Here is a 19,561-nt window from a genome sequence, read left to right as displayed (position 1 = left end):
TAGTCTCGGGTGGCGCGCAACGCGTAACTCGTTGCTTCGTATAATATTGACTATGCAAGTAAATTTCAAGATACTGATGCGCGATATGTGGGTGCGCTGTTGTTTTTCGGCGGTTCCTTCGGGGCGGTCTGCGAAAATCGCCATTGATCTTCCTGCTTAGGCAGCTAAACTTCGCTTGCCCAGCGATGTTCCGGATACAAGATGACAGACGGCCCCTACAAAGCAGATGAAATCCGGCTTGAGTCCAGTCTCGGCTATTACCTGTCGAAGGCTCGCAACGTGCTGGTTGAGCGCACCGACCGCGCGGTGAAGCCGCTTGGGCTGACCGCCCAGCAGATCGGCGTCATTCTGATGCTGGCCGCCGGCCGGGCGAATACGCCGTTCGAGTTGTCTCGCGTTATGTCGTACGACAGCGGTTCGATGACGCGTCTTCTGGATCGCCTTGAAAACAAGGGCTTTGTGTCGCGCACGCGCAGTGACGCGGATCGACGCATGATCAAGCTGGAACTGACGCCGCGAGGCCACGACGCGGCGCGCCAGTTGCCGGACATTGGCGCTGCGGTGCTGAACGAACAGTTGCGTGGCTTCACAGCCGCCGACCTTGCCACGCTGATCGATCTGCTCGGTCGTTTCATTGCGAACGGCGTCGATCCGGATTCGAGCGCCGGTTGTGGCTTGTGTTCGCCAGATGAGGTGCCCGACGAGCCGCTTCACGATTCATCGCCGGAAAACGGCAAGCAGTAGCTGGAGCGCGAATTACAGGGCTGTACTGCGCATATATCTCTGTCTGGGCAGAGTGTGATGGTGCATATATGCGCGATGGCTGAATCGACACGATAAACGTGGCACAACAATCTTTTCCGCGCTGAGGAGAAAAACATATGGACGCTACGGCTTCCAACGCTACTGGACCGGCGGCCCAACCCGCTACTCCGCCCGCAGCCGAACCGGCGCCGCTTACGGGCGGCGCGCTTGCGCTGCTGACGGTGGGCCTCGCGCTCGGCACCTTCATGGAGGTGCTGGACACGTCGATTGCCAACGTGGCCGTGCCGACCATCTCCGGCAGCCTCGGCGTGGCGACCAGCCAGGGCACGTGGGTGATCTCTTCGTATTCGGTGGCCTCGGCGATTGCTGTGCCGCTCACCGGATGGCTGGCACGGCGCGTCGGCGAAGTGCGGCTTTTCACGCTGTCCGTTCTGCTCTTCACGATCGCCTCGGCGCTGTGCGGTTTCGCGCAGAATTTCGAGTCGCTGATCATGTTTCGCCTGGTTCAAGGCCTTGTGTCCGGGCCGATGGTGCCGCTTTCGCAGACCATTCTGATGCGCTCGTATCCGCCGGAAAAACGCGGGCTCGCACTCGGCCTTTGGGCGATGACCGTCATCTGCGCGCCGATCTTCGGGCCGGTAATGGGCGGCTATATCACCGACAACTACACGTGGCCGTGGATCTTCTACATCAACGTGCCGATCGGCCTTTTATCCGCGGGCTGCGCGTTCGTGCTGCTGCGCGGCCGGGAAACGAAGACCACCCAGCAGCGTATCGACGCGGTCGGTCTCACGTTGCTCGTAATCGGCGTGGCGTGCCTGCAGATGGTGCTCGACCTCGGCAAGGACCGCGACTGGTTCAACTCGACATTTATCGTGACGCTTGCAGTGATCGCGGTCGTGTCGATTGCGTTCATGCTCGTGTGGGAGATGACCGAGAAAGAACCCGTGGTCGACCTTTCGCTGTTCAAGGACCGCAACTTCGCGCTTGGCGTGCTGATCATCTCGTTCGGCTTCATGGCGTTCTTCGGCTCGGTGGTGATTTTCCCGCTATGGCTGCAGACGGTGATGGGCTACACCGCGGGCCTCGCCGGTCTCGCCACCGCGCCGGTCGGCTTACTCGCCCTCTTTCTTTCGCCGATGATCGGCAAGAACATGCATCGGTTGAATTTGCGCGTGGTGGCGAGTTTCGCGTTTATCGTGTTCGCGTTCGTGTCGTTCTGGAACTCCACTTTCACGCTCGACGTGCCGTTTAACCACGTCATCTGGCCGCGTATCGTGCAGGGTATCGGCGTGGCGTGCTTCTTTGTGCCGATGACAACCATCACGCTATCGAGCGTATCCGACGAACGGCTTGCGAGTGCGTCGGGCTTATCGAACTTTTTCCGGACCTTGTCGGGGGCGATCGGAACTGCGATCAGTACGACGTATTGGGAAAACGATACGATCCGCCATCATGCGATGCTGGTCGACAACGTGAACGTCTACACGCCGAATACGAATGCGTACACCGATGCACTCGCCGGCGTCGGCTTTTCCGGTGGCAGCATTACCGCGCAGCTCGAGCAGGTGGTGACTGCGCAGGCTAATATGCTCGCCACGAACGACTTCTTCCGCATATCGTGTGCGGCGTTCCTCGTGCTTGCGGTGCTCGTGTGGATCACCAAACCGCGCAAAGGCGTCGGTCCTTCAATGGGACATTGATCGGCGCAACGCTTCGCTCATTGACTGACGGCTTCGCCGGTCGTTGGCGTCACCGACTGCCCCTGCAACGCGTCGGGGTGCATGGCGGTGGGTGCGGGCTGCGACGGCTTCACATCGGGTTTCTGTGTGCCCGCCGCGGTGCCTCGAACGTATTGCTTGAAGTCGGCGCCCGCTTCCCACGGGTTCGGCGTGCAGCCAAGCGATCCATCGCAATGTGCGGCGAAGCCGATCGTCGCGGTGCCGTCGGGATTTGCGGTGCGGGTGATCTGATACGCGAGCGCGCGTTTGCCGCCATCGGGGCCGGCCGTCTGAATCAGCGTGTCGGTCGCGGATTCGACTTTATATTTTGAGTTGTTCGTGACCCACGTCTGCGCGCGCTGCCACCAGAGGTCGCACTGAGCTTTGTTCGAACACGTCAGGGGCGTGGTTGCAATCTGCATAACGTCGGGATCGACTTGTCCTTGCGTTGAACATGCGGTCGGGGCAACCGCCGCCGTCGCAATGCACAGTGCGGCCAACAGACTTTGCTTCATCACGTTGATCCTCCCTCTCGCTAGCGTGTCGTAACAGTTTGGACCGTTATGCGCGGAGGGCGTTTCCTCTACGTCAAAGAAACCTGCAAGTCGTGAAGGTTCTGCTTACGCGCCCGCTGTTGTCCGCGTCGATTAAATAGCCGTTACCGCGCATGCACCGCACAATAAAAAAAAGCGGCTACTCGAGCCGCTTTCGCACGTTGCTTCGCGCACGTGAGCCGGTGTGTTCAGACGCTGAAACGATTCAATGTATACGCCCGATAAGCGGCGACAAATGCATCGAACGAGCCTACTTCTTCGCGTTCGAGCTTCGCCTGCTCCTCGAGCGATTGTTTGGCCAGTTCTGCAAACTCCTTGGCCTCGCCGGGCTCCAGCGGACGCGCGCGGAAATAGGCCGCGTGCGCTTCGCTTTGTTCCAGACCGAATTCGAGGAAGCTCTGCTGCTTGTCGCGCATCGTCTGCAACACCCGCGCCGATGGCGTAAGCGACGGATCGGCAAGTTTCGCCCGTTGAATGGCAACCGAGCGCGCGTGCGCGTCGCCGCCCTGCAGTGCGTCGAGCGTGGCTGCCGCGGCTTCGATCTTGACGAATAGCTCTTCGGCCCACTCGATCATCGCGACCGGATGGCCGTCACGGATCAGTTCGAGGCCGGGCTTGCGCCCTTCGGTCGTTACGCGCGCGAAGTTCTGGTTGGCCTCCGCGTAGGGCTGCGGCGGCAATGGCGCGCTGTCGTCGAGCGCGCACACGAGCAAATAGGCGTCGAGAAAGCGTGACGTCTCCAGCGAAATACCAACCGGCTCGAATGGGTCGATGTCCATGCAGCGCACTTCGACGTATTGCACGCCGCGCGCGGCCAGCGCATGCAAAGGACGCTCGCCGGGATACGTGACGCGCTTCGGACGGATCGTCGAGTAAAACTCGTTTTCGATCTGCAGCACGTTCGTGTTGATCTGCACCCACTCGCCGTTTCGTTGCGTACCGATTGCCTCGTATGCCGGATACGGTTGGCTGACAGCCTTCGCAAGTGCGTCGAGATAACCGGGCAGCGTGTCGTAGTCGGCATGCAGCGCCGCTTGCGCGGTGGTGTTCGAGTAGCCGAGATCGCTCATGCGCAGGCTGGTTGCATACGGACGGTACAACGTGTCTGCGTCGAAGGTTTCGAGCGTATGTTTGCGCCCGCGCAAGAAGCGGCGGTCGAGCGCCGGCGACGCGCCGAACAGATACATCAGCAGCCAGTTGGTGCGGCGGAAATTGCGAATCAGCGCGAGATAACGATCCGACTGGAAATCGACGGCACTTGCGGTGGATTGCTGATCCGCATGCAACAGCCGCCACACTTCCTCGTTCAGCGAATAGTTGTAGTGGATGCCTGCAATGCATTGCATCGTGCGACCGTAACGCAGCGCAAGGCCGATCCGATAGACGTACTTCAGCTTGCCGATATTGGAGGTGCCGTAGTTCGCGATTGGAATGCCGTCGTCGGTATCGGGCAAGAGGCCGGGCATTGAGTTGTTCCACAGAATCTCGTCGCCGAGTTCTGCGTACACAAAGCGATGCAGCCGGTCGAGCTTATCGAGCGTCAGCGCGACGTCCTGCTCGGCCGGCGTGATCAGTTCGAGCAGCGCTTCGGAATAATCGGTGGTCAGCGAAGGATGCGTGAGCGCCGATCCGAGCGCGCGCGGATGCGGCGTCAGCGCGAGTTCTCCGTTGTGCTTCACGCGCAGGCTTTCTCTTTCTATGCCGCGCAGGCCGTGCAGCAGCGCGTCGCGTTGCGGGCCAGAAGTCAGCACGGACAGGCGGTGCGAGAACGCGTCGGTCGTGCGGGATTGTGTGGTGTTTGGCATTGATGCGAGTCGGGCGTTGTCGGCCGCCATGTGCCGCTTCGCTGCTCGCTGGCAGCATGGTGCGGTCGACAACGTTCGGCGGAATTTTCAGTAGCGGGCACTTTAACATCTCGCCACGGCGCCTGCTTGAGGCCGCCTCGGCGGGCTGTTCCGGCCGGTCTGACCGACTGTTTTCACGCCGGATTCGCGAATTTAGCCACGGGAATTCGGGTTATTGCGGGTATTGCGGCGGTAGGGTTTTTAGCGGGCGGCGGTGCATGCCGCACGCGCGGTCGGTGCGGCGCGACGGAGCAACCTGCGCGTGTCGCTACCCACGCGAGCTAGCAAGCAAAGCTAGCCGCCACGCGCGGCGCCGGCGCGGTCCGCTACTTCATTCCACAGATGCATCGCCGCATAAGCACGCCACGGTCGCCATGCGTCGGTGCGCGCGCGTTGCTGGGTCGCCCGCACGAGCGACGGATCGCGCGCGGAGATCGACTGCATCAACACGAGGTCGAGTGCAGGCCACGCGTCGGCATCGCGCCACGCACGCATCGCGACGTATTCGACCGTCCACGGGCCGATGCCCGGCAAGGCGAGCAATTCCGTGCGCAGGCTCTGCGCGTCGGCGGTTGCGCTGTCGAGCGGTACGTCGCCGCTCGCGACGGCGCGCGCGAAACCCTGCAACGCCGCGACGCGTTTGCCCGGCATTCCGATTTGCGCGAGATCGACTGTTGCGAGGGCGTCTGGCGTCGGAAACCGCCACGCGGTGCTTGCGTGCGGATGCCCTTCGATACGCTCGCCCGCTCGCTGTACCAGTCGTCCGATGATGGTTGTCGCGGCCTTCACGCTGACCTGCTGGCCGACGATCGCACGTACCACGAGTTCGAAACCGGACCACGCGCCCGGCACGCGCAGACCTGGCGCCGCTTCGATCAGCGGCGCGAGCCAAGGGTCGGCGGCCAGGGCGGCACCGATCTTCTTCGGCTCCGCGTGCAGATCGAAGATCCTCGCGATGGGTGCTGCAAGCGCGTCAGCGTGACGGCTCACCGGTCCGTCGATGCTTGCGACGAGACAGCGCTTGCGTGGATGCTGGCGCACGCTGAGCGTGCCACTGTCGCCGTCCCATTCGATTGCGCGGCGATAGGCGCCGTCTTCGACCGTCTCGACGCCGGGCGTCGCCCGTCCGCCGAAAAAGCGCAGCAGGCGCGGCCAGTCGAACGGCGATTTGTACGGGAGTTCCAGGGTTGCGACTTCGTCAAGCGTGCTCACGCGGCGTGGTCCAGTTTGGTAGCGACGGTTTCAGTAGGACCCGTCTTGGAGTGGCTGGGTTCATCGGCGGAAACGGTGCGCGCGTGCTGCGCCTCGTTATCGAGAAGGGCAGCCTTGCGCGGCAAGCCCCAGCGATAGCCCGCAAGCGCCCCGCCCTTTTGCACGACGCGATGACACGGAATGGCGAGCGCAACCGGGTTCGTCGCGCACGCGCTCGCCACGGCGCGCACGGCGCGCGGCGCGCCGACCGCTTCCGCAATCTCCGTATAACTACGCGTCTGGCCATACGGAATGCGCCGCAGCGCGTCCCAGACACGCTGCCGGAAGGCGGTCGCCGCGATATCGAGCGGCAGGTCGAAGTCCTGACGCGTGCCGCGCAGGTACGCGTCGATTTGAGCGATGAACGGCGCGAGCCGCTCGGGATCGTCCAGCAGGGCCGCGTTGGCAAATTCGCCGCGCAATTCGTCGACGAGGAAGGCGGCGTCGTCGCCGAAACCGATTTTGCAGATGCCTTTGTCGGTCGCGGCCACCAGCACGAAGCCGAGCGACGTCGGCGCGCTCGCGTAGCGGACCGTCAGTCCCGCACCCTTGCGGCGATATTCCGACGGCGCCATGCCCAATTCCGCCGATGCGCTGTCGTACATCCGCGAAGGTGAATTGAAGCCGGCGTCGAGCGTCGCACGCGTGACGTCCGCGCCGCTCTTGAGCGCGTCGCGCAACGCGGCGCCGCGCTGCGCGGCCTGATACTGACGCGGCGACACGCCCACCACGCGCTTGAACAGCCGCTGCAGATGAAACGGGCTCACGTGCACAGCGTCGCTCAATTGCGCGAGCGTGAGACGTTGCTGCGGATCGGCGTCGAGCGCGGCGCACGCCCGGTTCACGATCTCCAGTTCGCGCGGCAATCCGCCCGGCTGGCAGCGCTTGCAATCGCGAAAGCCTGCGGCGCGGGCGCCGCCGGCGTCTGCGAAGAAGGCGACATTCTCACGACGCGGCTGGCGCGAAGCGCAGGACGGACGGCAGAACACACCCGTCGTCTTCACGCCGTAGAAGAAAGCGCCGTCCGCGAGCGGATCGCGGCGAGTGACGGCTTCCCAGCGCTCGTCGTCGGAATTCCAGGTGGCGGTCTCGGCGGTAAGGCTAGTGTCAACAGGCTTGGCAGCGCGGTTCATGATGGTCCCGAATAGGTGCTCTCGATGCTCACCAATGTAGGCCGCATGCCGACACACTACGCTCCGGTTCTTGCTGTGTCATTGCGGTTTCCCAATGGCGGACGGTCGAATCCCCGCCAGGCACTCGTTTCGCCGCAAAGTGCGACAAATTTGCACGATATCGGGTTTTCCCTTAAAAAGTTATTGCGTCGCACCAACCCCGTGTGTATATTAGTACCTGTCTCCTCCATGTCTCCTCCTGATATGGATTCAGCCCGCTCCAAGCAGAGCGGGCTTTTTTTCGTCTGTACGTTCCGCGTCTGGCCCTCACCGCAAGGCTTCCAGAGCCGCCGCTTTCTCATAAACTGGTGGTTCATCCGTTCCGTAAGCCGGCCAGAGGAAACGTTCCAAATGAAAATCCATATTCGCGAGATCGACCATGTGGTGATTCGGGCGTCGAATGTCGAGGTCATGGCGCGCTTCTACTGCGAGGTGCTCGGTTGCAGCCTCGAGAAGGAGCAGCGCGAGCTGGGTCTCACGCAGTTGCGCGCGGGCCGTTCGCTGATCGACCTGCTGCAGGTGGGCGCGAAGCTCGATCGCCCGGAAAACGGCGCGGTCGGCGCAGGGCGAAACATGGATCACGTGTGTTTGCGCGTGGAACCGTTCGACGTCGACGCGCTCAAGGCGCATCTCGGCGAGCACGGCGCACGGCTTGGTGAGCAGGCGGTTCGCTACGGCGCGGACGGCTACGGCCCGTCGCTATATCTGTTCGACCCGGAGGGCAACATGGTCGAACTGAAAGGGCCGCCGGAAGCGGCTCGGGTCACGTCGCTTTAAAGGTAAGCCCCGGCGTCCGCCGCGAGTCGCCGACGTTTCAGCCGTTGGCGGGCGCCTTCAACACCGTCCACTCGATTTTCACCGCGTCGGCTTCCGCGCTGCCGAGCCACGCTTCGCCGTCCTGTACGGTGCATTGAAGCCGCATCGTGCGCTCGGCAAGCGCGCCCAACTCTGCCGCGACGTTCTCGCCAAGCGACCAGACCGTCACATTGCGCATGCGCTCAACCTTGTTGCGCACGCCCTGCCACCAGATATCCGAAGTGCGTCCGCCGTACGCAATCACGATCACGTCGTTCGAACGGCCGCTCGCCTTTGCGATGCGCCGCTCGTCGGGCTGGCCGACTTCGATCCACGTTTCAATCGCGCCGGTCAGATCTTTCTGCCACAGATCGGGTTCGTCGACATCCGACAATCCCTTGCAGAACTCGAGTCGTTCCTGCGCAAAGAGCGCGAACGCGGCGACGCGGACCATCATCCGTTCGTCGGTTTCCGACGGATGACGCGCGATGGTGAGCGAATGGTCGGCGTAATAGTGCCGGTCCATGTTGGCGATCTGCAATTCCGCCTTGTAAATCGTCGATTTGAGAGCCATGCCGTTGCTAAACCAGACGCTCGCTCCAGCGGAGCGAACCGAAAATGAGTCGTCGACGGCGCGCTGCCGTCTTCCGTGTTTGTTGTACATTTTGTCTCCCTCCCGTGCCGTCCACCGGCCACCACATAGACGGGAAGAAGCATTTAACGAGCCAAGGCCTGCTCTGCGGGAGCGCCATAAACCTCGCCTGCCGCCTCGCGCAACGCGTCGAGCACCACTGACGCCGCAGGAGAAAGCAGGTGCGACTGGCGCGTGATGATACCGAATGTATCCATCCTGCACGGTAAATCGATTGGCAAGCGCTTCAACACGCCGTACTGTTGGTACTGACGCGCCACTTCGTCGGGCAAGACCGCCAACATGTCGCTTTGAAGCAGCAAGCTGGAAATTGCCAGGAAGTTGTTGGTGTTCACCACGTTCTGCGGCGGATTCAGGCCGATCTGCGAAAACATCAGGTCAAAACGATGCCGCAAAACACTGCCCGGCGGGTGCAATACCCAGCTCGCGTTGACAATGCCGCGCAGCGTAAGGCCCGCTTCGTTTTCCAGCGGATGGCCTGGCCGCGCGACCACGCACAGCGGTTCGTCGGCGAGCGGTTCGTAGCGAACTTCGGTTTTGAACTGGTTCTGGCGCTCGAGCACGCGGCCGATCATGATGTCGAGTTCACCTTCGGCAAGCCGCGGGAGCATCACATCTGACGTTTCGACTACCGCCCAGATCTGCAACTGCGGATAACGCTCCTTCACACTCGCGATGGCACGCGGCACCATGGTTGCAGCCGCCGCTGCGATCACGCCGATGCGCACCTGCCCGGCGAGACCCGCGCGCAGCGCCGAGATTTCGTCGTGCGCGTGGCTGAGATTCGACAGCACCATGCGCGCGTGACGGATCATGACTTCGCCGTACAGCGTTGCATGCATGCCGTGCGGCGTTCGGTCGAAGAGGCTCACGCCCAACATGTCTTCGAGTTCTTTCAGCAGGCGGGACGCCGCCGGCTGCGTCATGCCGAGCACGTCGGCGGCGCGCCGCACGTTGCCCTCTTCTTCCATTGCGGCGAGCAGCAGCAACTGCCGCGTCTTGAGTCGCGCACGGACGAACCAGTTCGAGTAGCTACGCGTCATCGCCTGTCTCCAAAGCATTTTTTTCGAATCGCCACAATCATGCCATACCGGAATTGTTATCGGGGTAGCTCAAAAACGGATTGGAAAGTTATTGCGCGCACTCATACCATTCGTGGACTTTAAGCTTCTCATGTGGCGCCTTTCCGTCGATGAACCGCGATCCGCTCGTCCCGCTCGTTGCCAGCCCGCTGCGCCATTACATCAATGGCGGATGGGAGACGGGTGCGACCACGGGCGTCTCGCTCAATCCGTCGGATCTGGACGAACCTGTCGGCGAATATGTCCGCGCCGACGTCCGGCAAACCGATAGCGCGATCGAAGCGGCAAGCGCGGCCTTCCGCGAATGGGCGCTCAGTTCGGCGCAGCGTCGCGCCGACGCGCTCGACGCAATCGGCAGCGAAATGCTGGCGCGCCGCGACGAACTCGGCCGACTGCTCGCGCGCGAAGTCGGCAAGACATTGCCCGAGGCGCTGGCCGAGGCCACGCGCGCAGGTCAGACGTTCAAGCTGCTCGCCGCCGATGCACAGCGCGCGTATGCCGAACCGCTTGCGTCGGCGCGCGCGGGCGTCGAAATCGACATGACGCGCGAACCGCTCGGCGTGGTCGGAATCATCGCGCCGTGGAGCGCGCCGCTCGCAATCGCCGCGGCGAAGATCGGCGCGGCGCTGGCGCACGGCAATTGCGTGGTCTACAAGCCGGCTGAATCGACACCGGCTTGCGCGGCGGCGCTTGCGTCGATCGTGAGCCGCGCCGGTTTGCCGGCCGGTGTCTTCAATCTCGTGATGGGCAGCGGCCGGCAGGTCGGCGCGCGAATCGTCGCTCATCCGCTCGTCGCGGCGATCAGCTTCAGCGGTTCGGCGGAAACCGGCACGCGCGTGTTGCAAGCTGCTGCCGCGCGCCAGGCGCGCGTGCAACTGGAAATGGGCGGCAAGAATCCCTTTGTCGTTCTGGCCGACGCCGATCTCGACAGCGCGGTCGATGCCGCATTGACCGGCGCGTACGGCTCGACCGGCCAGCGCAGCACGGCGGCGGCGCGGTTGATCGTCGAACGCTCGATATTCGAGCCGTTCGTCGACGCATTGCAGACGAAGCTCGCCAGGCTCAACGTGGACCACGCGCTCAAGCACGGCGCGGACATGGGCCCGGTAGCGAACGCCGCGCAACTCGAACGCGATCTCGATTACGTGGAAATCGGCAAGCAGGAAGGCGCGCAATTGCTGCACGGCGGCCGTCAACTGGAACGCGCGACGCGCGGCTACTTTTTCGAGCCCGCGCTGTTCGTCGGCGAACCGGAACATCGCATTGCGCGCGAGGAAATCTTCGGTCCGCTCGCGGTCGTGCTCCGTGCCGACGACTACGATCACGCGCTGCATCTCGCGAACGACACCGCTTACGGTCTATGCGCCGGCATCTGCACGCGCTCGCTCAGCCGCGCGCGGCATTTCCGCCGTCACGTGCATAGCGGTCTCGTCACGATCAATCTGCCGACCTCGGCCGTGGAGCATCACGCGCCTGGTGGCGGGCGCAAGGCGTCCGCGTACGGCTCGACCGACGCAGCATTCTGGACGGCCGTGAAAACGGCGTACGTCGCGAGCTGATCGTGAAGACATTTTTGCGCGCGGCCGCCCGCCTCGATCCCATAGCCACGTTTTTACGCCCCGGCTAGCGCCGTCGCGTATCGCCTCGCTGCACATAAACGAAATCAATGCAGCTTTTCAACCTCAGGAGACAGAAATGACCAGCAAGCTTCGCCGTTTGACGCTAACCGCGATCGCCGCCGCCGCAATCGCCGCGCCGTTCGCCGCCCAACTTTCCGCGCACGCGGATCAGCCGCTCAAAGTAGGCTTCCTCGTGAAGATGCCGGAGCAGGCGTGGTTTATCAACGAACAGAAAGCCGCGACCGCGCTCGGTCAGAAGGACGGCTTTTCGGTCGTGAACATCGGCACGCCGGACGGCGAGAAAGTGCTGTCCGCGATCGACAATCTCGGCGCCCAGGGCGCGAAGGGCTTCGTGATCTGCGCGCCTGACGTGCGTCTCGGACCGGCCATTCAGGCGCGCGCCAAGCGCTACAACATGAAGTTCGTCACCGTCGACGATCAACTGGTTGATTCCAGCGGCAAGCCGCTCGCCAATGTGCCTCACCTCGGCATGTCCGCGTTCAAGATCGGCAACCAGGTCGGCCAGGCAATCAGCGACGAAATGAAGCGCCGCGGCTGGAAGCCCGAGGAAGTCGGCGCACTGCGTATCACGAACTACGAACTGCCGACCGCGAAATTGCGTACCGACGGCGCGACTGAAACGCTGCTCGCCGGCGGCTTCAAGAAGGAAAACATTTTCGACGCCCCGCAAAAGACGACCGACGACGAAGGCGGCTTCAACGCGTCGTCGCCGGTGTTGGCCAAGCATCCGAACATCAAGAAGTGGGTGATCTTTGCGCTCAACGAGGAAAGCGTGCTGGGCGGCGTGCGTGCTACCGAGCAGCTGCATATTCCGGCAGCGGACGTGATCGGTGTCGGCATCAACGGTGCAGGCGAGGCTTTCGCCGAGTTCCAGAAGAAAGAGCCGACGGGCTTCTACGGCACGATCGCCGTCAGCTCGACGATGCACGGCAAGGAGAGCACCGAGAACCTCGTGGAATGGATCAAGGACGGCAAGCAGCCGCCCGCCGATACGCAGACCACTGGCAAGTTGATGGTGCGCAGCAACTGGCAGGACGTGCGTAAAGAACTCGGCATTTAAGCTGCGTTCGACTTTGCACGCGGCGGGCCGCGCCTCGCATTTGCCTGACGCGAGAGCGGCCCGCACAGCTTGTCCACCATTGAGGTTTTTTGATGACGTCCTCACACACTGCGACATCCCTTAGCGGTGCCGACGCGCCGCTACAGACGCCCTCGCCTGTGCCCGCTTCGACCGAGCCGTATCTGCAACTCGACGGCATCACCGTGCGCTTTCCCGGCGTGCTCGCGCTCGACCAGGTGTCGCTCGAAGTGCGTCGCGGCGAAGTGCACGGCCTCATGGGCGAAAACGGCGCCGGCAAATCGACACTGCTCAAGGTCCTGTCCGGCGTGAACCAGCCCGCGGCGGGCACGTTGTCGCTCGATGGCGTGGAGCAGCAGTTCACCACGACGAAGGCGGCAATCGCGGCGGGTGTCGCGATCATCTATCAGGAATTGCACCTGGTGCCGGAATTGACGGTGGCCGAAAACCTGATGCTCGGCGCGCTGCCCAACCGCTTCGGTGTGCTGGACGAAAAGGCGCTCGTCGCGCGCGCGGTGCGCGAACTCGAACGCCTCGGCGAAAAAATCGATCCGTCGCAGCAGGTGAAAAATCTGTCGATTGGTCAGCGTCAGATGATCGAAATCGGCAAGGCGCTGATGCGCGACGCGCGCGTGATTGCATTCGACGAACCGACGAGTTCGTTGTCGTCGCGCGAGACCACGCAACTGTTCCGGATCATTCGCGCGTTGCGTGCCGAAGGCCGCGCGATCATCTACGTCACGCATCGGATGGATGAAGTCTACGAACTATGCGATCGCGTCACCGTGTTTCGCGACGGCCGCCGCATCGACACGTTCGACGCAGGCGCAGGCCTCGACCGTGACCGCCTGATCAGCTGCATGGTGGGCCGTTCGATCGCCGACGTGTACGGCTATCGCACGCGCGATGTCGGCGATGTGCAACTCGACGTCAAGGGATTGATGGGACCGGGCCTGCGCGAGCCCGCCACATTCTCCGCACGCAAAGGCGAAATCGTCGGCTTCTTCGGACTCGTCGGGGCCGGGCGCTCCGAACTGATGAAGCTCATCTACGGCGCGGTCAAACCCACGGCCGGCGACATCACGCTCAAAGGCAAGCAGGTGCGCTTCGCCACGCCGCGCGACGCAGTGCGCGCGGGCGTCGCGCTGTGTCCCGAAGATCGCAAGCAGGAAGGCATTGTTTCGATCGCTTCGGTTTCGGACAACCTCAACATCAGTTGCCGCCGCCACTTCAGCCGCTTCAACGTGCTCAACGGACGCAAGGAAGCGCAGACCGCGAAAGAGTTCATCGGCAAGCTCGCGATCAAGACGCGCAACGGCGAGACGCCGATCGGCACGCTCTCGGGCGGCAATCAGCAGAAGGTGATTCTGTCGCGCTGGCTCGCGGAAGACATCGACGTGTTCCTGATGGACGAACCCACGCGCGGCATCGACGTCGGTGCGCGCAGCGAGATTTACGGTCTGCTGTATGGGCTCGCGGACGCGGGACGTACGGTGATCGTGGTGTCGAGCGATCTTGCCGAAGTAATCGGCGTGACCGACCGCGTGATCGTAATGAAAGAAGGCCGCCTGGTCGGCGATCTGCCGAAAGCACAGGCGACACCCGATGCGCTCATCAAGCTCGCGCTGCCTCGCTAGAACACATGCTGGCCTCAGGTGCCAGACAAATGAAGGCCCCTGAAGAAGGCACCTGAACCGAACGCAACTGAATCGCGCCGTCGAACCGAACCACGCGGCATTGAAACGGAACACACATCATGCACACACCATCGACCGACCCCTCCACGCCAGCCGTCGCTTCCGCGGGCCTGAGCGCGCGCGCCGCGCGGACCTGGGATCTGATCAACAAGTCCGGCATCGTGATGGTCTTCATCATCCTGTTTGCGGTGCTGTCGTTCACCGTGCCCGACTTCCTGAGTTCACGAAACATTCAGGGCCTGCTGCTTTCCGTCACGCTGATCGGCTCGATCTCCGTGACCATGATGTTCGTGCTCGCGCTCGGCGAGGTCGATCTGTCGGTCGCGTCGATCGTGGCGTTTGCGGGGGTCGTGGCATCCACGTTGATCACCGTGACGCATAGCGTATTGCTCGGCGTTGCCGCGGGCGTGCTTGCCGGCGGCGCGGTCGGGCTCGTGAACGGCGTGCTGGTCGCGCGCTACAAGATCAATTCGCTGATCGTCACGCTCGCGATGATGGAAGTCGTGCGGGGCCTCGCCTTCATCACGTCGAGCGGCGACGCGGTGATGATTTCGGAAGAACGCTTCTTCGATCTGGGCGGCGGCTCCTTCCTCGGCATTTCGTATCCGATCTGGAGCAACATCATCGGCTTCGTGGTGTTCGGTTTTCTGCTGAAGAAAACCGTGTTCGGCAAGAACGTGCTGGCGGTCGGCGGCAACAGCGAGGCGGCCCTGCTTGCGGGTCTGCCCGTCACGCGCATCAAGATCACCGTGTTCGTGCTTCAAGGGCTCGTCACCGGCTTTGCGGGCGTGATGCTTGCGTCGCGTATGAGTCTCGGCGATCCGAAGACGTCGGTCGGTCTCGAACTCGGCGTGATCTCCGCGTGCGTGCTCGGCGGCGTGTCGCTGACGGGCGGCGTCGCGACGATTTCCGGCGTGCTGGTGGGCGTGCTGATCATGGGTTCCGTGCAGGACGCAATGAGCCTGATGAACGTGCCGACTTTTTATCAATACCTGATTCGCGGCGGGATCCTGCTGCTCGCGGTGCTGTTCGACCAGTTCCGCCGCAGCAAGCGCGTGCACTAAGCGTGCAATGACGCGCGCCCTGCCCTACATGTTTGCCAACAGGAGATTTCATGGCTGATTCCAACCAGACAAAAAAGCCGCTGCGCAGCCAGGCGTGGTTTGGCCTCAAGGACCGCGACGGGTTTCTGCATCGCTCGTGGATGAAAAACCAGGGCATTCCGCACGACGAATTCGACGGACGTCCGGTAATCGGCATCTGCAATACATGGTCGGAACTCACGCCCTGCAACGCGCATTTTCGCGAGCTCGCGGAATACGTGAAAAAAGGCGTGCATGAAGCGGGCGGTTTGCCGCTGGAGTTTCCGGTGATGTCGCTCGGCGAAACCAATTTGCGACCGACGGCCATGCTGTTCCGCAACCTCGCTTCGATGGACGTCGAGGAATCGATTCGCGGCAATCCGATGGACGGCGTGATTCTGCTCGTCGGCTGCGACAAGACCACGCCTGCGCTGCTGATGGGCGCGGCGTCGTGCAACCTGCCCGCGCTCGCGGTGTCGGGTGGACCCATGCTGAACGGCCGGTTCCGCGGCAAGCATATCGGCTCGGGCACAGGCGTGTGGCAGATGTCCGAGGAAGTGCGCGCCGGTTCGATGACGCAGGAAGAATTCACCGAGGCGGAGTCGTGCATGAACCGCTCGCGCGGCCACTGCATGACGATGGGCACGGCGTCGACGATGGCTTCGATGGTCGAATCGCTCGGCATGGGCTTGCCGCACAACGCCGCCATTCCCGCAGTCGACGCGCGACGCCAGGTGCTCGCGCATCTGGCCGGGCGGCGCATCGTCGACATGGTTCGCGAAGATCTGACGATGGACAAGATTCTCACGCGTCAGGCCTTCGAAAACGCAATCCGCACGAATGCGGCGATTGGCGGCTCGACCAACGCCGTCGTGCATCTGATCGCGCTCGCGAAGCGCATTGGCGTAGAGCTTTCGTTGGAAGACTGGGAGCTCGGCTCCAACGTGCCGTGTCTCGTGAATCTGCAACCGTCAGGCGAATACCTGATGGAAGACTTCTACTACGCGGGCGGTTTGCCGGCGGTGCTCAAGCAACTGGCCGAGCAAGGGCTGCTGCATCGCGAGGCGCTTACCGTGAACGGCAAGACCATCTGGGACAACGTGCGCAACGCGCCGAACCATGACGAGAAAGTCATCACGACGTTCGCCGAGCCGTTCAAGCCGAAGGCGGGCATTGCGGTCCTCAAGGGCAACCTGGCGCCGAACGGCGCGGTGATCAAGCCGTCGGCGGCCACTGCGGAACTGCTGAAGCACCGAGGCCGCGCGGTCGTGTTCGAAAACATCGAAGAGTTGCACGCGAAGATCGACGACGAGTCGCTCGACATCGACGAAAACTGCATCATGGTGCTCAAAGGCGCAGGGCCGAAGGGTTATCCGGGCTTCGCCGAAGTGGGCAATATGCCGTTGCCGAAAAAGGTGCTGCAAAAAGGCATTACCGACATGGTGCGTATTTCCGACGGACGCATGAGCGGCACAGCGTACGGCGCGGTGGTGTTGCACGTGTCGCCTGAAGCAGCTGCGGGCGGGCCGCTGGCTTTCGTGCAGACCGGCGACATGATCGAGCTGGATGTCGAAGCGCGGCGCCTGCACCTCGACGTGAGCGACGACGAACTCGCGCGCCGGCGTGCCGCATGGCAGGCGCCCGAGTCGCCGAAGCGCGGTTACTACAAGCTCTACGTCGAGCACGTGCTGCAGGCGGATCAGGGCGCGGATCTCGACTTCCTGGTGGGGTCCAGCGGCGCGCCGGTGCCGCGCGACTCGCACTGAGCGGCGCGAGTCGTTTGAAGAGTTAAACGGTTGTTCCTGCGCTTTGCGAGAAGGCGTGCTGCCGATGCGGTTCCACATAACCGCATCGGCTTTTTTACGCGCATCGCACGTACATGTCGCACAAATAAAAATCGGCCGGACATTGAAAAATGTCCAACCGATTTTTTTTAAGCACAAGCTCACAGTCTCCGGCTTTTTAAGCCAGAGAATTCACTGGAGCGCATGTCGTTACGGCAACTCGCCGAAAGTCTGCGCACTCAGTGTTCTATAAGATCATTGCTTGATGAAGCGATCGTTCGCCCACAGGCCTTGCGTGTCGCTATTGCTGGCATTCACGAACTCGAAGTCGTGACCGACGACACGCACGACGCGGAAGCTCGAATTCTCCGGCGTAGAGACGCATTGATACCCGGAGAAGAACTCCTGCATTTTCTGCTGTTCACCGGCTTGCGCGTGCTCATTGACGGCGTCGAGCTTGTCTTTCGACAAACAGCCGTACGAGTTGGCTTTGAACTGAATGGTTTGCTGCGGCTTGATCATGACGTCTTGCGCCTGAACACTTGCGGCAGCCAGACTTGCAACGGCGAAAACAAGGGCGAGTCGAGTTTTCATATGTTCCTCCGGGTGCGGGCCGAATGCTCAGGTTAGCTATGTATTTAACTCCATCGTCTAGCCCGCACCTTGCACTTTAGGAGAACGCGCAAGAACCACAAGCACATCTTGTGTGCGGTCGCAACAGTGGCAGATTGTCGCACCGTGCGCGTCATATGACGGATGGTTCGGCGACGCATCAAAGCCACCAAATTAAGCGGGATAACTAAGCGACTCCGCCCGCGCACGGCTTTAACCAGTAATGCTTTGCGGGCCGTATTAGCGTTAACGCGATATTCGATTTAAGCGATTTATTAGTAAGGGCAAGGGCGCTTGGTGCGTTGCACACAAAGTCATTTCGCCGACTTGTTAAAGCGGCGGATATAACGGTGTAAATGCAGAAGATAAACGATGCCAGGTACCGCTCAGCGTTATGCGCCGCACCTGGACGGCAACTGGCCGACATTGCAGGTACGTGCGGTGCTCTACAATAAAAACCATGCAACGTGAGAACGGAGGCCGCCGTGCTCGAGAACCTCATATTGGGCGTTTTTCTCGTCCTGCCGCTGCTGATCGTCGCGTTTCTTTTCTCCGACGAATTGTGGCAGGAACACCGGCATCTGCACGACACGCGCCCCATGCAAGCGAGACCGCGTCGCGTCGACTGGCGTCATCCGCTGCGCCGCTCGCGGCATCGGCTGTAACGCGGCGCCCGTGCGCTGCGGTGAGCGCACTCTACGAGCGCGCCGCATGTCACCGAAGACTGAAGACTCGCAGCTCAGTCCGCTCGCCAATGCGCGCGAATGCGTTTGGCCAGCGCTTCGAGTGTGTCTGCGTCCGCGACGTCGCGCGCGTGCATGCGTAAAGGCTGACCTTCCCAGCGCGGAATCACGTGAAAGTGCACATGCGGCACCGTCTGCCCGGCAGCCGCGCCATTGAACTGGCCGATGAACACGCCGTCCGGACGCAACGCCGCGCGCACGGCGACGGCAAGCTTTTGCGTCATGCGCATGCATGCGACCGTCGCCGCGTCCGACAGGTCGAAGATCTCCGCAGCCGCTTCTTTCGGCACGACGAGCAAATGGCCGTCGGCTTGCGGCATCAGGTCCATGAAGGCGAGCGCGGCATCGGTTTCCGCGACCTTGATGCACGGTAGCTCGCCGCGCAGAATCTTCGCGAAGGGATTGCTGTCGTCGTAGTTCATCGCTTTTTCTCCTGATTTTTGTTGCACGCTTGTCGCGGGTAAGGTTTGACGCACGCCGTCGTGCCCATTCTCGGCCGCCACTATTACAGCAGCCCACCGCTTTGGCCGAAGCGAAACGAAGCGAGGCGCGGTGACGCGTCAGCGCCAGTCGGTCGCCACGTCGTCCGGGTCGGTCAGCGTCAATCCAGACGACGGCAGCGGCAGCGCCGTCTTATATCGCACCTGCTTGAGTGCAAAGCTGGAGCGGATGTTGGAAATGCCCGGAATCTTCGTCAAATGATCGACGATGAAGCGCTCCAGAGTCTGCATATCGGGCATCACCACGCGCAGCAGGTAGTCGGCATCGCCCGTCATCAAATAGCACTCCATCACTTCCGGTCGCTCGGAAATGGCCTGCTCGAAACGCAGCAGCGCGTCCTCCACCTGTTTTTCCAGACTTACCTGAATGAACACGTTGATGCGTAGCCCGAGCGGCTCAGGGTTCAGCAGCGTGACCTGCTGCTTGACGAGACCGAGCTTTTCGAGCGCGCGCACGCGGTTGAAGCACGGCGTGGGCGAGAGATTTACCGAGCGCGCCAAGTCGGCGTTAGTGATGCGCGCGTTTTGCTGCAACTGGCTCAGGATGCCGATGTCGATCCGATCGAGCCGTCTGGGTGGCGTGGTCATA

General features: G+C 62.2%; 18 protein-coding genes. 9 read left to right on the top strand and 9 right to left on the bottom strand.

Annotated elements, in window-relative coordinates; translation table 11 throughout:
• The first annotated feature begins 201 nt into the window (after positions 1 to 201).
• The gene (locus tag J2W46_RS18270) at positions 202 to 744 is read left to right on the top strand and encodes a MarR family winged helix-turn-helix transcriptional regulator (protein ID WP_310355366.1); all 543 of its coding nucleotides are present in this window, start codon (positions 202 to 204) and stop codon (positions 742 to 744) included.
• 137 nt (positions 745 to 881) lie between these two features.
• Complete coding sequence (locus J2W46_RS18265) at positions 882 to 2,468, top strand: DHA2 family efflux MFS transporter permease subunit (protein WP_310355364.1); 1,587 nt, start codon at positions 882 to 884, stop codon at positions 2,466 to 2,468.
• Positions 2,469 to 2,485: 17 nt separating this feature from the next.
• Here the strand turns inward: J2W46_RS18265 and J2W46_RS18260 are convergent, their stop codons facing one another.
• From J2W46_RS18260 to ada, 4 genes are all read right to left on the bottom strand, one after another.
• Entirely contained in the window at positions 2,486 to 3,001 is a 516-nt protein-coding gene (locus J2W46_RS18260; protein WP_310355577.1) for a hypothetical protein, read from the bottom strand.
• Between the two features lie 227 nt (positions 3,002 to 3,228).
• Positions 3,229 to 4,845: a glutamate--cysteine ligase gene (gene gshA / locus J2W46_RS18255; protein WP_310355362.1), complete on the bottom strand. Its 1,617-nt coding sequence runs from the start codon at positions 4,843 to 4,845 to the stop codon at positions 3,229 to 3,231.
• Positions 4,846 to 5,178: 333 nt separating this feature from the next.
• On the bottom strand, positions 5,179 to 6,096 hold the full coding sequence (locus tag J2W46_RS18250) for a DNA-3-methyladenine glycosylase family protein (protein WP_310355360.1): 918 nt from the start codon (positions 6,094 to 6,096) through the stop codon (positions 5,179 to 5,181).
• Positions 6,093 to 7,268 carry a bifunctional DNA-binding transcriptional regulator/O6-methylguanine-DNA methyltransferase Ada gene (ada, locus tag J2W46_RS18245; protein WP_310355358.1) on the bottom strand — a complete coding sequence of 392 codons (1,176 nt, stop codon included), beginning with the start codon at positions 7,266 to 7,268 and terminating at the stop codon, positions 6,093 to 6,095. The genes J2W46_RS18250 and ada overlap by 4 nt, the downstream gene beginning before the upstream one ends.
• Before the next feature lie 390 nt (positions 7,269 to 7,658).
• On the opposite strand from ada, the gene J2W46_RS18240 reads away from it, so the two are divergent.
• The gene (locus J2W46_RS18240; RefSeq protein ID WP_310065977.1) at positions 7,659 to 8,084 is read left to right on the top strand and encodes a VOC family protein; all 426 of its coding nucleotides are present in this window, start codon (positions 7,659 to 7,661) and stop codon (positions 8,082 to 8,084) included.
• 37 nt (positions 8,085 to 8,121) lie between these two features.
• Here the strand turns inward: J2W46_RS18240 and J2W46_RS18235 are convergent, their stop codons facing one another.
• Both J2W46_RS18235 and J2W46_RS18230 read right to left on the bottom strand, forming a co-directional pair.
• Entirely contained in the window at positions 8,122 to 8,676 is a 555-nt protein-coding gene (locus tag J2W46_RS18235) for a YaeQ family protein (RefSeq protein WP_027776868.1), read from the bottom strand.
• 143 nt (positions 8,677 to 8,819) lie between these two features.
• On the bottom strand, positions 8,820 to 9,797 hold the full coding sequence (locus J2W46_RS18230) for a LysR family transcriptional regulator (protein WP_310355356.1): 978 nt from the start codon (positions 9,795 to 9,797) through the stop codon (positions 8,820 to 8,822).
• Between the two features lie 149 nt (positions 9,798 to 9,946).
• Between J2W46_RS18230 and J2W46_RS18225 the strand changes: the two genes are divergently transcribed.
• The 5 genes from J2W46_RS18225 to J2W46_RS18205 all read left to right on the top strand — a co-directional run bounded on the left by J2W46_RS18225 (position 9,947) and on the right by J2W46_RS18205 (position 17,099).
• On the top strand, positions 9,947 to 11,395 hold the full coding sequence (locus tag J2W46_RS18225) for an aldehyde dehydrogenase family protein (RefSeq protein WP_310355355.1): 1,449 nt from the start codon (positions 9,947 to 9,949) through the stop codon (positions 11,393 to 11,395).
• 136 nt (positions 11,396 to 11,531) lie between these two features.
• Entirely contained in the window at positions 11,532 to 12,536 is a 1,005-nt protein-coding gene (locus J2W46_RS18220) for an arabinose ABC transporter substrate-binding protein (protein WP_204522603.1), read from the top strand.
• A gap of 92 nt (positions 12,537 to 12,628) precedes the next feature.
• On the top strand, positions 12,629 to 14,191 hold the full coding sequence (araG, locus tag J2W46_RS18215; protein ID WP_088176050.1) for an L-arabinose ABC transporter ATP-binding protein AraG: 1,563 nt from the start codon (positions 12,629 to 12,631) through the stop codon (positions 14,189 to 14,191).
• 119 nt (positions 14,192 to 14,310) lie between these two features.
• Positions 14,311 to 15,315, top strand: a complete 1,005-nt coding sequence (araH, locus tag J2W46_RS18210; RefSeq protein ID WP_020067363.1) for an L-arabinose ABC transporter permease AraH — start codon at positions 14,311 to 14,313, stop codon at positions 15,313 to 15,315.
• 50 nt (positions 15,316 to 15,365) lie between these two features.
• A complete protein-coding gene (locus J2W46_RS18205) occupies positions 15,366 to 17,099 on the top strand; it encodes an IlvD/Edd family dehydratase (RefSeq protein WP_310355354.1) in 1,734 nt (577 codons plus the stop codon).
• Positions 17,100 to 17,372: 273 nt separating this feature from the next.
• Here J2W46_RS18205 and sap1 read toward each other — a convergent pair whose 3' ends face one another.
• Positions 17,373 to 17,711, bottom strand: a complete 339-nt coding sequence (sap1, locus tag J2W46_RS18200; protein ID WP_020067361.1) for a surface attachment protein Sap1 — start codon at positions 17,709 to 17,711, stop codon at positions 17,373 to 17,375.
• A gap of 503 nt (positions 17,712 to 18,214) precedes the next feature.
• Here sap1 and J2W46_RS18195 point away from each other — a divergent pair.
• A complete protein-coding gene (locus J2W46_RS18195) occupies positions 18,215 to 18,394 on the top strand; it encodes a hypothetical protein (protein WP_088176051.1) in 180 nt (59 codons plus the stop codon).
• 74 nt (positions 18,395 to 18,468) lie between these two features.
• Here the strand turns inward: J2W46_RS18195 and J2W46_RS18190 are convergent, their stop codons facing one another.
• Positions 18,469 to 18,894, bottom strand: a complete 426-nt coding sequence (locus J2W46_RS18190) for an HIT family protein (RefSeq protein ID WP_128596074.1) — start codon at positions 18,892 to 18,894, stop codon at positions 18,469 to 18,471.
• 138 nt (positions 18,895 to 19,032) lie between these two features.
• Positions 19,033 to 19,560 carry an Lrp/AsnC family transcriptional regulator gene (locus J2W46_RS18185; protein WP_310355353.1) on the bottom strand — a complete coding sequence of 176 codons (528 nt, stop codon included), beginning with the start codon at positions 19,558 to 19,560 and terminating at the stop codon, positions 19,033 to 19,035.
• Position 19,561 lies beyond the last annotated feature (1 nt).

Source organism: Paraburkholderia strydomiana (assembly GCF_031456815.1).
Taxonomy (GTDB): Bacteria; Pseudomonadota; Gammaproteobacteria; order Burkholderiales; family Burkholderiaceae; genus Paraburkholderia; species Paraburkholderia caledonica.
The sequence above is the reverse complement of the archived record's forward strand: the minus strand, read 5'-3'. Positions and strand labels throughout refer to the sequence as shown.

Bases quoted from the DNA above. Each gene is read 5' to 3' on its own strand.
- J2W46_RS18270 (WP_310355366.1), top strand. From the start codon at position 202: ATGACAGACGGCCCCTACAAAGCAGATGAAATCCGGCTTGAGTCCAGT.
- J2W46_RS18265 (WP_310355364.1), top strand. From the start codon at position 882: ATGGACGCTACGGCTTCCAACGCTACTGGACCGGCGGCCCAACCCGCT.
- J2W46_RS18260 (WP_310355577.1), bottom strand. From the start codon at position 3,001: ATGAAGCAAAGTCTGTTGGCCGCACTGTGCATTGCGACGGCGGCGGTT.
- gshA (WP_310355362.1), bottom strand. From the start codon at position 4,845: ATGCCAAACACCACACAATCCCGCACGACCGACGCGTTCTCGCACCGC.
- ada (WP_310355358.1), bottom strand. From the start codon at position 7,268: ATGAACCGCGCTGCCAAGCCTGTTGACACTAGCCTTACCGCCGAGACC.
- J2W46_RS18240 (WP_310065977.1), top strand. From the start codon at position 7,659: ATGAAAATCCATATTCGCGAGATCGACCATGTGGTGATTCGGGCGTCG.
- J2W46_RS18235 (WP_027776868.1), bottom strand. From the start codon at position 8,676: ATGGCTCTCAAATCGACGATTTACAAGGCGGAATTGCAGATCGCCAAC.
- J2W46_RS18230 (WP_310355356.1), bottom strand. From the start codon at position 9,797: ATGACGCGTAGCTACTCGAACTGGTTCGTCCGTGCGCGACTCAAGACG.
- J2W46_RS18225 (WP_310355355.1), top strand. From the start codon at position 9,947: ATGAACCGCGATCCGCTCGTCCCGCTCGTTGCCAGCCCGCTGCGCCAT.
- J2W46_RS18220 (WP_204522603.1), top strand. From the start codon at position 11,532: ATGACCAGCAAGCTTCGCCGTTTGACGCTAACCGCGATCGCCGCCGCC.
- araG (WP_088176050.1), top strand. From the start codon at position 12,629: ATGACGTCCTCACACACTGCGACATCCCTTAGCGGTGCCGACGCGCCG.
- araH (WP_020067363.1), top strand. From the start codon at position 14,311: ATGCACACACCATCGACCGACCCCTCCACGCCAGCCGTCGCTTCCGCG.
- J2W46_RS18205 (WP_310355354.1), top strand. From the start codon at position 15,366: ATGGCTGATTCCAACCAGACAAAAAAGCCGCTGCGCAGCCAGGCGTGG.
- sap1 (WP_020067361.1), bottom strand. From the start codon at position 17,711: ATGAAAACTCGACTCGCCCTTGTTTTCGCCGTTGCAAGTCTGGCTGCC.
- J2W46_RS18190 (WP_128596074.1), bottom strand. From the start codon at position 18,894: ATGAACTACGACGACAGCAATCCCTTCGCGAAGATTCTGCGCGGCGAG.
- J2W46_RS18185 (WP_310355353.1), bottom strand. From the start codon at position 19,560: ATGACCACGCCACCCAGACGGCTCGATCGGATCGACATCGGCATCCTG.